The 14941-nt window shown below is 34.9% G+C and carries 18 protein-coding genes; 7 read left to right on the top strand and 11 right to left on the bottom strand.

Features of this window, described 5'->3' with window-relative positions; genetic code table 11:
• From U9Q18_00835 to U9Q18_00825, 3 genes are all read right to left on the bottom strand, one after another.
• Positions 1–671 (bottom strand): hypothetical protein (locus tag U9Q18_00835; GenBank protein ID MEA3312904.1); only part of this gene is annotated, 671 nt, incomplete at its 3' end.
• The gene (locus U9Q18_00830) at positions 671–2332 is read right to left on the bottom strand and encodes a peptidylprolyl isomerase (GenBank protein MEA3312903.1); all 1662 of its coding nucleotides are present in this window, start codon (positions 2330–2332) and stop codon (positions 671–673) included. The genes U9Q18_00835 and U9Q18_00830, both read right to left, overlap by 1 nt.
• Before the next feature lie 32 nt (positions 2333–2364).
• Positions 2365–3165, bottom strand: a complete 801-nt coding sequence (locus tag U9Q18_00825) for a biotin/lipoate A/B protein ligase family protein (protein MEA3312902.1) — start codon at positions 3163–3165, stop codon at positions 2365–2367.
• Between the two features lie 215 nt (positions 3166–3380).
• On the opposite strand from U9Q18_00825, the gene tilS reads away from it, so the two are divergent.
• From tilS to U9Q18_00800, 5 genes are read left to right on the top strand one after another with little or no spacing between them, the layout of a single operon-like run.
• Positions 3381–4748: a tRNA lysidine(34) synthetase TilS gene (gene tilS, locus U9Q18_00820; protein ID MEA3312901.1), complete on the top strand. Its 1368-nt coding sequence runs from the start codon at positions 3381–3383 to the stop codon at positions 4746–4748.
• Between the two features lie 12 nt (positions 4749–4760).
• Positions 4761–5297 carry a hypoxanthine phosphoribosyltransferase gene (gene hpt / locus U9Q18_00815; GenBank protein MEA3312900.1) on the top strand — a complete coding sequence of 179 codons (537 nt, stop codon included), beginning with the start codon at positions 4761–4763 and terminating at the stop codon, positions 5295–5297.
• 20 nt (positions 5298–5317) lie between these two features.
• Positions 5318–7207, top strand: a complete 1890-nt coding sequence (ftsH, locus tag U9Q18_00810; protein ID MEA3312899.1) for an ATP-dependent zinc metalloprotease FtsH — start codon at positions 5318–5320, stop codon at positions 7205–7207.
• Entirely contained in the window at positions 7167–7838 is a 672-nt protein-coding gene (locus U9Q18_00805) for an endonuclease (GenBank protein ID MEA3312898.1), read from the top strand. The genes ftsH and U9Q18_00805 overlap by 41 nt, the downstream gene beginning before the upstream one ends.
• A gap of 1 nt (position 7839) precedes the next feature.
• Positions 7840–8952 (top strand): DUF362 domain-containing protein, encoded by a 1113-nt coding sequence (locus U9Q18_00800; GenBank protein ID MEA3312897.1) that lies wholly within the window; start codon positions 7840–7842, stop codon positions 8950–8952.
• Here U9Q18_00800 and U9Q18_00795 read toward each other — a convergent pair.
• Genes U9Q18_00795 through U9Q18_00780 form a run of 4 tightly spaced genes read right to left on the bottom strand, consistent with a single transcriptional unit; the run spans position 8949 to position 10699 of the window.
• Positions 8949–9161, bottom strand: a complete 213-nt coding sequence (locus U9Q18_00795; GenBank protein MEA3312896.1) for a hypothetical protein — start codon at positions 9159–9161, stop codon at positions 8949–8951. The two genes, U9Q18_00800 and U9Q18_00795, sit on opposite strands and share 4 nt — an antisense overlap.
• Positions 9154–9609, bottom strand: a complete 456-nt coding sequence (locus U9Q18_00790) for an RNA polymerase sigma factor (GenBank protein MEA3312895.1) — start codon at positions 9607–9609, stop codon at positions 9154–9156. The genes U9Q18_00795 and U9Q18_00790 overlap by 8 nt, the downstream gene beginning before the upstream one ends.
• A complete protein-coding gene (locus U9Q18_00785) occupies positions 9606–10013 on the bottom strand; it encodes a hypothetical protein (GenBank protein MEA3312894.1) in 408 nt (135 codons plus the stop codon). The genes U9Q18_00790 and U9Q18_00785 overlap by 4 nt, the downstream gene beginning before the upstream one ends.
• Positions 10010–10699, bottom strand: coding sequence for a hypothetical protein (locus U9Q18_00780; protein MEA3312893.1), 690 nt, complete (start codon positions 10697–10699; stop codon positions 10010–10012). Before U9Q18_00780 ends, U9Q18_00785 begins: the two co-directional genes overlap by 4 nt.
• 161 nt (positions 10700–10860) lie before the next feature.
• Between U9Q18_00780 and era the strand changes: the two genes are divergently transcribed.
• Together era and U9Q18_00770 are read left to right on the top strand one after the other, a co-directional pair.
• Positions 10861–11748, top strand: coding sequence for a GTPase Era (gene era, locus U9Q18_00775; protein MEA3312892.1), 888 nt, complete (start codon positions 10861–10863; stop codon positions 11746–11748).
• 45 nt (positions 11749–11793) lie between these two features.
• The gene (locus U9Q18_00770) at positions 11794–12255 is read left to right on the top strand and encodes a RidA family protein (protein MEA3312891.1); all 462 of its coding nucleotides are present in this window, start codon (positions 11794–11796) and stop codon (positions 12253–12255) included.
• A gap of 7 nt (positions 12256–12262) precedes the next feature.
• Here the strand turns inward: U9Q18_00770 and U9Q18_00765 are convergent, their stop codons facing one another.
• The 4 genes from U9Q18_00765 to ispF are packed head-to-tail and all read right to left on the bottom strand — an operon-like array spanning position 12263 to position 14934.
• On the bottom strand, positions 12263–12688 hold the full coding sequence (locus U9Q18_00765; GenBank protein ID MEA3312890.1) for a universal stress protein: 426 nt from the start codon (positions 12686–12688) through the stop codon (positions 12263–12265).
• Between the two features lie 27 nt (positions 12689–12715).
• Positions 12716–13525, bottom strand: coding sequence for an undecaprenyl-diphosphatase UppP (gene uppP / locus U9Q18_00760; protein ID MEA3312889.1), 810 nt, complete (start codon positions 13523–13525; stop codon positions 12716–12718).
• 45 nt (positions 13526–13570) lie between these two features.
• The gene (locus tag U9Q18_00755) at positions 13571–14512 is read right to left on the bottom strand and encodes an HD domain-containing protein (protein MEA3312888.1); all 942 of its coding nucleotides are present in this window, start codon (positions 14510–14512) and stop codon (positions 13571–13573) included.
• Positions 14509–14934 (bottom strand): 2-C-methyl-D-erythritol 2,4-cyclodiphosphate synthase, encoded by a 426-nt coding sequence (ispF, locus tag U9Q18_00750; GenBank protein MEA3312887.1) that lies wholly within the window; start codon positions 14932–14934, stop codon positions 14509–14511. Before ispF ends, U9Q18_00755 begins: the two co-directional genes overlap by 4 nt.
• Positions 14935–14941 lie beyond the last annotated feature (7 nt).

Genomic DNA, 14941 nt, shown 5'->3' with positions numbered 1-14941 from the left:
CTTTTTTTAAGAGACAGTGCACTCCTCTCGATTATATCATACTTCTCCTTGAATATTTCTTCGCTCGTCTTACCCTCTTCCTCATAAGCAAAACTCCATTCTTCATAGTAAGCATAAATTTCGTCCGGAGTAAGCACAATATGCTGTGTAAGTTTGTCAATTTCTTTTTGTGCGATGATTTTTCCTCTTAATACATTACGTAGCTGCTGCTCTGTAATCTGTCGAAGAGCAAGTTCACTTGCAAGATTTTCTACAGGGTCATCCGAAATTCCTGTAACTGCTTTTTTAAACTCGTACATCGCTGTATCTAATTCGCTTTCGGTACAGTTAAAATTGTCTTGCACTCCCATCAGATAAAAGAATTTTCTAGATATCACTTCCTCTTTAGCAAAACTATCAATTGCATAACGGGCAAATGCGCTTTGTGGATCTCCGCCTTGTAGTAGCGATACACTTACAAAATTTTTGCGAGCTTGTTCAACAATTTCATTAGACATTTCGTAATAGTAAATCGGTTCGCCTTTCACATACGCATAAACATTTTTCCCGGAATATATATATCCATAAACCCCGAAAAGTATTGCTGCAATAATGACAATGATTGTGAAAATGATGAGAGGCAATTTAAATAATCGCCTAAAAAATCGCTCCTTTTTTTCTTTCTTTTTCATTAGTCACCCCCACCAATTGGTTGAAGAGGCTCTCCGCCCTCATTTCCTTCATCTGGTGAAGGAATAACAGGAGTGTTAGGTATTTCAGGCTGAGTTCCCTCTGAGGTTTTTCCAGTAGTAACTCTGTCCCACCATCCAACAAAACCGCGCCATTCATCTCCTAAGTGTCTATCAAAAAATGCTGTTATGCTAATCCATGGATTTGTCGTTCTCACTTTGTATTTCTGTTTCAAGGTTTCAATAAATTCCTTTTCCACTTCCAGTTTTTTCTCGTTCATAATATCGTCTTTTACTTTTTCATACACTTCTTCGCTGTCTAAAGAAGCTTTTACTGCCTCTTTTTTATCAATTACTTTAATTGCCGCATACCCATCACTCGTTTTAATTGGACCTGCAATATTTCCTACTGCAAGTTTCTCTGCTGCCATAAAAAGTTCTGACCGTTCAGTTTCTGTGAAGAACCCTGTTTCTCCATCATTTTCCTTTGTCGTATCATCCTGAGAAAATCTTTCCACCGCTTCGATAAAATCCATTCCTCCTTTGGTCTGAATAACAATGGAATTCGCACTCATCTTAGCATTTTCTTCACTTTTTTCATCCCCTTGCTCATACTTGAAAAGAACAAGACGAACATTAATCATTGCTGGCTCATCATATTTTTCACCCATTGGTTTATTTCCAAGGATATGAATAATATGAAAACCAAAATTAGTTTTTACAGGACCAACAATATTTCCAATGTTAACATCAGGGTCAAAACAGACCTCTTCAAATTCTTCTACCATTTGCCCTTTCGAAAAATATCCAAGACTTTCATAACGAGCAGCTTCTTTACCAGTATCGGCTGCCGCTTCATTGAATTCTTCTGCCTTCCCGCGAGCAAATTCAGCAAAATTAAAATTATCTTCACCTTTTGCTTCCACTATTTCGTTGTAGATATCTTCTATCTGAGTTTTAATAGCAGCGGTATCACTCTCGGAAACATCCTCTTCTACTTTTAATAAAAAGTGTTCTGCATCAACTTGATATACAGCATTCCAATACAAATTCACATCATCATCCGTAATTTCTATTGTTTCATATTGTTCTTCCAATGCAGCCTGCGAGAGTAAAGGCCTTTCAACGTAAGGGGTGAGCTGTTTTCTCAGATACTCTTTATATTCATCCATAGAACCATATTGAGCTTCAACATAAGAAGTAAAAACCTCTTCCCCCTGGTTTTGTATCCCCTGTTCTACAATCCGATCGACCTGGCTTTCAATATTTTCATTAAAAGCATCCTGATCAATTTCAAGACGTTGCGCCTCTGCGTACTGTACCAGAAGCGACTGGTTTATAAAATTATCCTTTATGTTTTGCTCAAGATTTAAGAGCTGTGCACTGTATTGAGGGTCAGTAAGGTCCATACCATATTGCTGATACATCTGGATATAATAATCAATTTGATCCTGAATTTCTTGCCTTTTGATTGTTTCCTTCCCAACGTGCGCAACAACATCTCGTTCAAGATATCCCCACACTCTTGCTATCCCAAAGAGAATTATAAATACGAGCAACACAGAAATAAGGATCTTAATCCATCTCCGCTGTTTTGTTTTTTCTCGCACAGGAGCTATAACACCCTCTTTTCTCAATTTTCTAATTCTACTTTCTCTTCCCATAATTCACCTCTCCTCTATTTTACTTAAAATAGTCATCTTTTAAAATTCCATTTATAAGTATTATATTTTTCGTGATATAATTTTTCTGCTAAATTTTTTTCATCCTTTGTAAGCTCAGTAGGAACCAGTGTTTCGTTCGTAATCTTTTCCATTCCTCTTTTAAGAGCAACTTTTATCACATCAAACGTAATTTCCTTATTCAATTCATCAGAAAGTGATGAAATTTTCTTTTTGGATAATTCCACAAGTCTTTTTCTTGCATTCTCATCCAGGTTAAAACAATAAAATATTTGCTCAAGATCGACATGATAAAGGATTGAACCGTGCTGCAATAAGCCACAATCATTCCTCCTCTGTGCAGAACCTACAACTTTTTTGCCGTTCAATAAAATATCCGAAAATGTCGGTGCAGCAAAACATGAAGGAGAAGATATCTCGTTGTCCTCCCTATCAGAAAAATACGCATTTCCTCCAAGTAAACTTATTGCCTCTATAATACCTTCACAGAGATAATGAAAAGAATCGAGAAGATTCATCTCCAAAATACTATGAGGGTGCGCCATAGTTACGCTATATGTCAGCTCCCTATCATGCAACACTGCCCTGCCTCCTGTAGGCCTCCTGACATAACCAATGCCTAACTCCTTACAATGGGCAAAGTTTACTTCTTTTTCCATTTTTTGGAAATAACCAATAGAAAGTGTCGGTGGGACAAATTTATACACGCGAAGCGCCGGTGGGAAGCCCCTTTCTCTTTCTATAATAAGGAGCGCCTCATCAATTGCCATATTCATCGCCCCATCATTTTCATTCGTTTCAATAATTCTTATCATAACAAGCAATATTGTAATAAATAATGGCAAAAAGTCAAAATTTTCTAATGCTTGACTGCGACTCTCAAAGATATAAACTATGTTAATAAAAGCTATCAAAGACAGGGAAATAACAGATACAAAAATGCTGGATAGGAAAAATTGGATTCAAAAGATAAATAAACCACGTTAGATAAACTAATATCTGAGGGATAGTTAAATAAAGGAAATAAAAAATGAAGAAAATTAATATAAGTAATGAAGTAAAAAATACAATAGAAGAATTTGCCCTAATTAAAAAAAGAGAACGTGTCCTTGTAGGCATATCCGGAGGAGCAGATTCGATGTGTTTATTGCACATTCTGAATGAATTAAAAGACGAACTTGGTTTTTCAATTGCAGTAGCCACCTTCAATCATAAAATGAGGAAAGAATCTGAAGAAGAAACAAAATTTGTAAGCAGTATAGCTGCCAAGCTCGATATTCCATTTTTCTATAACGAAAAAAACATCAAAAAGCTTGCCAAAATGCGCTCACGCTCATTGGAAGATATGGCAAGAGAAGAAAGATTTGCATTCTTTTTAAAGATTAAGCAAGAGGAAAAATATGACAAAACCGCACTAGCCCATACTATGGACGATCTCGTGGAAACCACTCTCATCCATTTATTAAAAGGCACAGGTGTCACAGGGCTCATTGGTATTCGACCAAAAAGCTTTCAAGGAATTATCCATCCATTGATTCGTATAACAAGAAAAGACGTAGAAGCGTATATAAAATTGAATAAAATTCCATTTAGAACAGATTGGACAAATTTTTCGCTTGACTATTTGAGAAATAGAGTACGCCATCAGCTCGTTCCCTTGCTTGCCTCTCTAAACCCAGAAATTAAGCGACATATTTTAAATCTATCATTAACTTTGCTTGAAGAAGAGCAGTTTATAAATGAAATCTCGCTAAAGGACAAGGCACTCCTTTTCAACAAAGAACGATATTCTCTTACTATTTTCAACGCCTTACCTTTATTCGAAAAACGAAGAATCATAAAATTAATGCTGTACAAATATGCAACATTCGACAGAATAGAGCGAATCGTACAATTTTTATCAACAGAAAAAAGTAATAAAACAAATTTGTATGGCAATCTTTACATACTAAAAAATAAAAAAGAATTCTGGATAGAAAAAACCAACCCTCTACCTTTTACACTAAAAAAAGAATACCCGATTACCATACCAGGAGCAACATCGATAGAGAAAGCGAATATCATAATAAAAACAGAAATTATTGATAATGTTAAAAAATCAACGTTAGATAGCAATAAAATCGTTGTTGATATGGATAATATCCCTCTGCCTCTCAAAGTGCGATTCAGGAAAAAGGGAGACAAAATCAGCCTCAAAATGGGAAACAAAAAAATCCAGGATCTCTTTGTAAACCAGAAAATAGGTGTAAAAACAAGACATAAAGTTCCGCTACTTGTAAGCAGTAAAAATGAAATCATCTGGGTTATAGGCGTAAGAAGAAGCAATTTATACCAAATAACCAAAAATACAAAAAATAAACTGCTTCTCACCGCTACTTTAAGAAAAACCATTTTCTGATATAATTAGACTATGAAAAGAGATGTTAAAGAAATCCTTTTTTCAAAGGAAGATATTGAACAACGTATTAAAATAGTAGGAAGTCAAATTAATACAGATTATAAGGGCAAATTTCCCTTATTCGTCTGTATTTTAAGAGGGGCTTTTATGTTTCTTGCAGACCTTTCCAAAGAGATAAAAATTGATATGTCGATTGATTTTATGGCAATTTCAAGCTACGGAGGGAACACAGAATCTACAGGGCAAGTAAAAATCTTAAAGGACCTTGATACCCCCATCAATGATAGACATGTACTTATTATTGAAGATATTGTAGATACAGGCCTCACAATGGATGCAGTAACGCGATTACTTAAAACAAGAAATCCAAAAAGCATAAAAATTTGCACATTGCTAGATAAAGAAGAACGAAGAAAAATACCTATAAAAGTCAATTATTACGGATTTAAAATACCAAATAAATTTGTTATAGGTTACGGATTAGATTACAAAGAAAAATATAGAAACCTCCCATTTATAGGCGTATTAAAAGAAAAAATTTACAACTGAAAGGGGATAATAAATAAAATATGGCTAAGAAAAATAATAAAAACTTCTTTAAAAAAGAAATTATTGCCTGGGTGATTCTGATAATAATTTTATTCTCGGTTTCAACCTTTTTTGGCAGAAATAGCGGTGCTCCCATTACAACAGTGCCTTACTCAGAATTTATTGATAGAGTGAACTCCGGGGATGTAACGTCTGTACAAATAAAAATGAAAGAAAATTATCCATCTCAGGTAATTGGCACACTAAAAGATGGATCTTTTATAGATTCGTATCCGCCCGGCAATATAGATACTCTTGAAAAAGATCTGATAGAAAAGGGCGTTACCTACGATGTTAATCCGAGCAATAACACATTCTGGATGATATTCTGGAATATTGCACCATGGATTCTTATCATTGGCGTATGGTGGTTTTTTATGCAGAAAATGATGCAAGGAGCAGGTGGCGGAGCAAATCAAGCATTTAGCTTCGGGAAAAGCAAAGCCAAATTGTTTCTTGATAATAAACCACGGGTTACCTTTAAAGATGTAGCAGGTGTCGAGGAAGTAAAAGAAGAACTTAAAGAAATAATAGAATTTTTAAAAAATCCAAAGAAATTCGCACAATTTGGCGCAAAAATACCAAAAGGAGTACTGCTTTTAGGCCCTCCTGGCTGTGGAAAAACACTGATAGCAAGAGCAGTCGCCGGAGAGGCAAAAGTTCCTTTCTTTTCTGTTTCAGGCTCAGAATTTGTAGAAATGTTTGTTGGTGTCGGTGCATCCAGAGTAAGAGACTTATTTAAGCAGGCAAAAACATATGGACCATGCATAATATTTATAGATGAAATTGATGCCGTAGGTAGACATAGAGGAGCAGGAATTGGCGGAGGACACGATGAAAGAGAACAAACCTTAAATCAGCTCCTTGTAGAAATGGATGGGTTTGATCCACATACCGGTATTATTGTAATAGCTGCTACAAACAGGCCAGACATATTGGATACTGCGTTATTAAGACCGGGAAGATTTGATAGAAGAATTGTAGTAGGGCTGCCTACCTCAAAAGACAGGGAAGAAATTCTTAAAGTTCATGGAAAGAAAAAAACATTTACAAAAGAAATGAACTTTAAGTCAATTGCTCAACAAACACCGGGCTTTACTGGAGCAGACCTTGAAAACTTGTTAAATGAAGCAGCGCTTTTGGCAATAAGAAAAAATAAAAAAGAGATTTCCCAGCAAGAAATCGAAGAAGCAGTCGATAAAGTTATAGCAGGACCAGAAAAAAAATCGTTGATACTTTCAGAAGAAGAAAAAAGAGCAGTTGCCATCCACGAAACAGGACATGCTATCGTTAACACTGCTCTTCCTACCGGTGATATTGTCCATAGAATTTCCGTTGTATCAAGAGGAATGGCATTGGGATACAACCTTCAACTTCCTGAAAGAGATAAATATCTACAGAAAAAAAGTGAACTGATGAATAAAATTTCAGCACTTTTAGGCGGACGGGCAGCAGAGGAAGTAATACTTCATGAAACTTCAACTGGCGCGGCAAATGATCTTAAACGCGCAACCGATATTGCAAGAAAAATGGTAAGAGCATATGGAATGAGTGATAAGTTAGGGCCAATCACCTTTGGTAAACATAACGAAATGATTTTTCTTGGTAAAGATTTGGGGGAAGAAAGGGATTACAGCGAAACCACTGCCAACCTTATTGATGCAGAAGTAAAAAAAATCATCGAAACAAGCTATGAAAAAGCAAAATTTCTCATCGAAAAACAACTTAAGACAGTAATGACCATTACAAACGCACTATTAGAAAAAGAAACACTTCAAGGTGAAGAGCTTAAAAAATATCTATCGCTGATAAAAAAAGAAAAAAAGAAAATTGCAAAAAAACATTCTAAACGTATTTCAACTTCTTCGTAATGAATTTGGTATACAGAACTGGTGGCCAGCCGAAACGCCATTTGAGGTAATGGTAGGAGCCGTTCTTACGCAGCAAACTTCCTGGAAAAATGTTGAAAAAGCAATAAATAGTTTAAAAGAGAAAGGAGTACTTACACCTTCCTCTTTTAACAAAATGCCTCTCGAGAGGATAAAACAACTCATAAAACCTGCTGGTTTTTATAATATAAAAAGTGAACGGCTAAAAGTGCTTACAGAATATTTCATCAAACAATATAGCGGCAGTATATCTCAGATGCAAAAGACTACAGTATCTAACCTAAGGAAAGAGCTTCTGTCAATAAGAGGGATTGGCAAGGAAACGGCAGATTCAATTCTTCTCTACGCCTTAAACAAAAAAATCTTTGTTGTAGATACTTATACAATAAGGATGGCACACAGAACAGATATTTTAAATAGTACTGATTACGATGAAATAAGAAAAATTTTTGAAACCAATTTGAAAAAACATAAAATTAACGGCTATTCTGCTGTTGATGTTTTTAAAGAAATGCATGCACTTATTGTTGAGTTAGGCAAACGCTATTGCAAAAAAATACCAATTTGCAATGAATGCCCGTTAAATAAAATGTGTAAAAAGAAAGGAGTATAAAATGAGTACACTCGGAATCAAAAGATGCAATTCGTATAAAAAACAAGAAGTAAGTGATGCATTTAACACTGTTGCTGCGCCATTCGATAAAGAAAAAATTAAAGGTAAAAAGGTTGCCATTTATTTTGATTTTCCCACGCCAAATGCAGCAATTTTAAGAGAAACAATCCATTTTCTTAAAATAAATGGTGCAAGCAAAATCACAGTAGGAGCATCCATCTTAGTAGATAAACTGCCCGAAGAAATAGTTAACCTCCTGAAAGAAGAAAACATTCAATTCGTGGACTTCAGAAAAAATTCTTACGAAAAGCTGGATGTCCAGAGAATGGAAGAAAAAAGTACTGAACATTTCAGAGGATTTGCCTTTATGTCGCCCATACAATATTCAAACGAAAGACAGATAGCTAAAATGGGCGTAACAGGAAAAAGAATAATCAAATATGCTTTCATTCCAACAACTCTCACAGAAACAGATTATATTGTCCCTGTGATAAAAATGAAAGATTCTCCCACTACAAAAATAGGAGGAATTGTAGCATCAACCCTTACTCTTATGCCAACAATGACTAGAAATCAAGTACTATTAACTAAATTAACATTTCAATTTTGGAAAGCTCTTCTCGAAATATATTCTTTAATAAAAGATAATGTATTGTTTGGCATTGTTGACGGAGTGGATGCTATAATAAGTAATAGCAAAGAGATAAACAAAATGAACGTAATCCTCTTCTCTGAAGATCCACTTGCTTTAGATTCTACCACCACTGTGCTGACGGGTCATAGATCAAGAGAAGTAGAATCAAACAAAGTGGGCGATTCTATGGATCTTGGCAGTGGTTTATTTGATCATATTACAACATACGGAGATACTTTTCTTACATTTAGAAAAGAAGTGAAACGCTCTTTAAGATACCCTGCAAAAAGATCAATCCGAAAAATTATTCCGCACATCACTTCTGAACAGAACAAATTGATAGATACAATCTCAAATTTTTGCCCAACCGGCGCTATTGTAAAAGAAGGCAAAAATTACAAAATCGACAAAAGAAAATGTACATCTTGCTTTTTTTGCGTACAATTAGCCCCTGACCTTTTTAAAATTAATAACAATTAGGGCAGCGAAACAGTCATTAGTATGCTGTCCATAGATGGAGAAAGTTCAAATAATATAGAGAATATAGAGAATAGAAAAACAGAAGATATAGCTATCACAAATGCATAAATTTTTTCTTTTCGCTCACCTAAAATCTTTTGCGGAAGATCCTCTGGCACTTTTATCCTATTATATTGAGTAGTAAAATATTCTCTGATTTCTTCATCCATTTTCGATCACCTCTTTTAGCTTTTTACGCGCATTAAATAAGCGCGATTTAACTGTGCCTTCCGGTACATTCACAATAAACGCTATCTCCTTTTCGCTCATATTTTTAAAATATTTTAAAAATAAAATTTCATATGCACCATAATCCAGTTTCTTCATAGCACTGCTTAACGTATCACACGAATTCTCTTCGCTCACATTCAATGTTTTGCAAAAATGATTTATCTTATTAGCTTTTTTAAAAAATTTCTTCACTTCATTTGTCGCGATTCTATAAATCCAGGTAAGAATAGAAGATCTGCCCCTGAATGTCCAGAGATACCGCTTTACTCTGAGAAATGTATCCTGTGTAATATCTTCAGCATCATCTCTGTTTTTTACCATCATAAAAATAAACCGGTATACATCTTTATAATATTTATCAACAATTTCCTCAAATTCATACTTCATTTTAATGTTCTAATAAGAAATAAAGAAAGAGAAGTAAGAACAAATCCAGCTGTCGAAGAAACAATCAAAGTGAGTAGCCATAGCACAATCCCTTTTATATAATCAATTTTTAAATAAATCTTTGCTAAGTAACCATTAAGTAATGTTCCAGCAACAAACCAGATAATGCTCGCTGTAAAAAATTGTTTATGAAACAAAACAAAAAATGCCCTAGAAAGGAAAAATGGAGTAAATGCTACAAAAAAAAGTAAAAGGGAGAGCACGAGGCTCTTAAAATAGTCTGTCTCTCCCTGAATTTCTTTCTCCTTAGCAATGTACTTCAGTACAAAAGGGGCAATAAGTACTGCGGCAAACCACACAGTTATTCGTATCGTTATAATACCCTGAATTGAATTTATCTTCATATACCAAGCCCCTCTGCAACCTGATTAAGTAAATCCAATGTTTTATCAAGATTTTCTTCCTGCTTATTTGTTATTTCAATTTCTTTTTCAATTTTGTTTGTGGCTCTCTCTAAAAGTTTTACTGCTCTATCTTCTCTATCATTGTCTTTAAGTTTTTCAGCAGTTTCTCTGACCCTGTCCGCCTTATTAAGTGAAAGTTTCAAGCTAAAAGGCAAAACATTTCCAATCTTTCCTCTCAAATTATGTGTTTCTTTTAAAAGATTTTTGATCTCTTCTTCATTTCCGCTACTTTCTCTCATTTCTCTAACTTCCTTTGTCTTTTCATTTAGCTGGCCTGAAAGTATTTTTGCATAATAAAACCTTGCATCTCTTATATCCTTGAACCGTTCTACCGATTTTCTGATCCTCATAAGCTTTTTGATAAGCGTCTTTACTTCTTCATTAAACTCTTCTCCACTATCTTTCTTTTCTTTTAGCACTGTAAATATCTCTGTTTGTTTTTCTCTCATCTGTGTCATCTTCTCGTTCAAAATAATCAGTTCAGAATTAGCTTGCTCAATTTTCGCATTGTACACATTTAATGCCGTTTCGTAATCGTTCCCTTCTGCAAGGCCTACGTTTGGTGCGATAAAGAGTGCTGCAGCAAATACTGCAACCAACAAAACTACTAAAAATTTTTTAGCCATCTCGTGCCTCCTTTTTTTGAATACCTATATATTAGATACTCTCGAGAAGAAAAAGGTTCACATAAATTATAAAATACTGTATAATAAATTAAAAGCGCTAATATTAATAAAATAGTCTGGTAACATAATTTAAACAAAAGGGATAGAGGAAGGAGATATATATGAAAAGCGGATTTATTGCCATTTTGGGTAGACCAAATGTTGGGAAATCTACGCTGCTTAACTATCTTGTGGGCACCAAGATTTCTATCATTTCACCAAAACCACAGACTACGCGCTTCAAAATTTTAGGAGTAAAAAATCTTCCTGATGCGCAATTAGTATTTATAGACACTCCCGGAGTACATAATGCCAGAAGTGCATTAAATAAATATATGGTAGAAACTGCTATAAGAAGCATAAAAGGAGTTGATCTTGTATATCTTATGATAGAACCTGAAGATTTTCCCGGAGAAGAATACCTGAAAATAATGGAAAAACTTGACAAAATAGATATTCCGGTATTTCTTGTAATAAACAAAATAGACCAGCACAGTGAAACCCAAATTAAAGCCACTGAGCAAGAATTTAGAAAGCTATTCCCATTTAAAGAAGTGGTAAAAATCACTGCATTAACAGGAAAAAATATTGATTTGCTCGTTAAGAAAACGAAAAAATATCTTCAAGAGGGGCCAGAATACTTTCCAAAAGATATGTTAACAGATAGACCGTTGCCACTTTTAATCGCTGAGACAATAAGAGAAAAACTATTTCTTCGTCTTGGAAAAGAACTCCCCTACTCCGCTGCCGTAAATATAGAAGAAATGGAAGAAAGAAAGAACGGGGTACTATATGTCCGTGCTGTAATATCTATCGCAAGAGAATCTCAAAAAGGAATCGTAATAGGGAAAAGGGGCAAAATGCTCAAAAAAATTGGCACAGAGGCACGTGTTGACATACAACAAATCGTGAACAAATCCGTTTATCTGGATATTTTTGTGCGCACAGAAAAAGATTGGCCAAAATTAGAAGAAAAAGTAAAAAAATTAGGATACAGAGTCTCTGATTGAGATTGTATTTATAGATAATATAATAAAATACGGAGGGAGGTAATAATGACAGTAGAAAAACGCTTAGAAGATCTTAGGATTATTCTGCCGCCACCTTCTGAAAACCTGGGATCATATGCCCCAGCCATTCTCACGAGGAACATTGTTTACCTTTCAGGTATTGTGCCTGTACGTAACAAAAAGATTATAGCGGGAAAATTCGGGAAAGATTTTAACTTAGAAAATGGTAAGGAAATTGCAGAGCTATGTGCCCTACAACTCATTTCAAACTTAAAAAAAGCAATAGGAAACCTGGACAAAGTAAAACAAATTGTTAAAATTGAAGGCTTCATAAATTCAACGGCCGAATTTACAGAACAATCCAGAGTAATGAACGTAGTATCCAATTTTGTAGCCACAATTTTTAATAATAATGAAAAAGGCAAACATTCAAGAACAGCAATCGGTGTAATCAGTTTACCTGTTGGGGCTGCAATGGAAATAAGCACAATAGTAGAATTATATTAAGTTCAGGTTATTTGGATGGTACTACAAGCACGGGAATTGATGCTCTCTGCAATACGCTCAATGTAGTGCTTCCCAAAAAAAACGAACCAACAGCACTCCTTCCTTTTCTACCAATTACAATAATATCCGCCTTATATTCTAACGTTTTTTTAATAATGACCTTGTCAGGTGGGCCAAACTCCAAGCATATTGTCACGTCGAAACCTATTTTTTCAAATTTTTCTTTGAGAGGTTTAAGTTTAAGATTCATTTTTTCCTCAAACCTTTTCACCTCCAATTCTTTGTATAGTACATGCTTAAAAATTTCATTGTATTCTACTACATAAATAATAATAACTTCTTTTCCCCCTATACTCTTAAATTTTTCGATATAAGGAATTGCCTTTTCCACATATTCAGAAAAATCGTATGGGAAAATTATTTTTTCAAACAATTTAATCCCCTCCCTTCGCTTTGCAAATTAAGTAAATATAAATCCAACAACACCAAGCATTATACAATACAAAGCAAAATAATAAAATTTTGCTTTTCTAATAACCGCAAAAAAGAATTTTATCGACAAGAAACCAAAAATAAAGGAAGCAAGAAAACCTGTTAAAAGTGCACTGAAAGAAACCCCAGAGATGGATACGTTCAAGGCGCTCCTCAATTCAAGAAGGCCTGCTCCCCCAATGATAGGAATGGAAAGAAGAAAAGAAAATTTTGCCGCATCTTCTCTATTCATTCCAGAAAAAATTCCACCCGCAATAGTAGAGCCCGAACGAGAAATACCAGGAAACAGTGCGATAACCTGGAGAAAACCCACAGATAACGCGTGCTTTAAAGAAATATGTTTTAAAGTATCGCGCTTCTCATGAAAATTAATGCTGGATATGATAAGAATAGCCGCAGTAATAAACAAAAATATAGAAACAATATGTGGCTGAGCAAATACTTCACCAACTTTATCAGAAAAAAGTAAGCCCACAATACTGGCTGGAAGCAAGGCTACAAAAAGAAGCCAAAACAACCGAACATAAAAGCTTTGTTCGTCTGTTTTATTGCTTTTAAATGTGTGGAAAAAACCTATAACAAGCTTCTTCACGTCTCTTAAATAGTATAAAAGAACGGCAAAAAGCGTTCCCAGGTGCAGAGCCATTGCAAAAGAAAGCGTTGGTGTACCCCACCCAAAAATTGCAGGATAAATAACAAGATTACCTGAACTGCTAACAGGTAAAAATTCTGTCAATCCCTGGATAGCGCCTAAAATAATTGCCCTTAATATATTCATCTCATCTCCTCAAATATTTTCGAGTTTATTTTCTGTATCTAAAGGTTATTCTTGTCTCTTAAAAATTTTTCTCCCAAGAAAGCCAATATAGCCACTCCAATCTTCTTTGCTACTATTTGCTACCTCAATAAAACTTTTAACCCTGCTATCCAGCAGATCGGCATAAGCAAGTACAGCTGCCTCTACAGTACAGGGAATTTTTGGAGATCCATATTCACGTTCGCCGTGATGTGAAAGAATGAGATGCAATAGATCAAGTTCAAGATTGTCAGGAAAAGATTGTATCTTTTCAATCTCTTTGCTTATAAATACCATTTCAAGCGCAATGTGCCCCAACAATTTACCATTATCTGTGTGTTCAATTATTTTGCTGTAGTTATATTCTTCACTCTTCCCGATATCATGCAAAAGTGCACCGGTTACTAATAAATCTCGATCCACCACTGGATACATAGATGCTACTGTTTCGCATATTTTTACGACATTCAAAGTATGTTCGAGCAGGCCTCCCACATAACTATGATGTATAGAGACACTTGCAGGAGCATTCTTTATGCCATCAATAATTCGTTTGTTAGCAAATATATTTTTTAAAAGAGATTTAAGGTACGGATCTTGGACACTTTCCGCTTTTTCTAAAAAATTTTTAAGCAAAACATCTCTATCTTTTTCTGTAACTGGTAAAAAATCAGTACTATCTATTTCCTCCTCGCTGCATTTTCGCAAGGTTTCCACACGAATTTGAGGTGTTCCCTTATAGGCTGTAATACTACCTGAGATCTCAACGATATCTCCTTTTTTAAACAATTTGCCAAGTTCCGTGGCATTATCCCATATTTTCCCATATATTCTCCCTGTCTTATCTGCAAGAATAAGTGAAACATACACCTTTTTGTCCTTTGTAAGCGCCTTTTCGGTTTCTGCAACAATAAAAATGCTTTTCACAAAAACACCTGGTTTTAAATCCTTAACAAACTGTTTTTTCATTGTCTATTCCCTTTTTTTAACAATACGACAGCTAATGCAGCAATGCCTTCTTTTCTGCCAATAAAACCCATTCCCTCGTTCGTTGTTGCTTTTACGTTAATTTTGTTCAAATTAATATTAATAATTTTAGAAAGATTCTCATTTATCTTTTTGATAAATGGCATTAATTCCGGTTCCTCCACAATAACGGTAGCATCAATATTTTCAACATTCCATCCATCAATCTGTACACGTTTTAATGCTTCTTCAAGCAGAATACTGCTCCTTATATTTCTATATTTTTCTTCCACGTCCGGGAATAGTGCACCTATATCGCCTAACGCTGCTGCCCCAAGAACTGCATCAACAAGAGCATGTATCAATACATCTGCATCTGAATGACCTTCCAATCCAAATTTATATGGAATCTTGACTCCTCCAATATAAAAA

It is taken from the genome of Caldisericota bacterium (assembly GCA_034717215.1).
Taxonomy (GTDB): Bacteria; Caldisericota; Caldisericia; order Caldisericales; family Caldisericaceae; genus UBA646.
The sequence above is the reverse complement of the archived record's forward strand: the minus strand, read 5'-3'. Positions and strand labels throughout refer to the sequence as shown.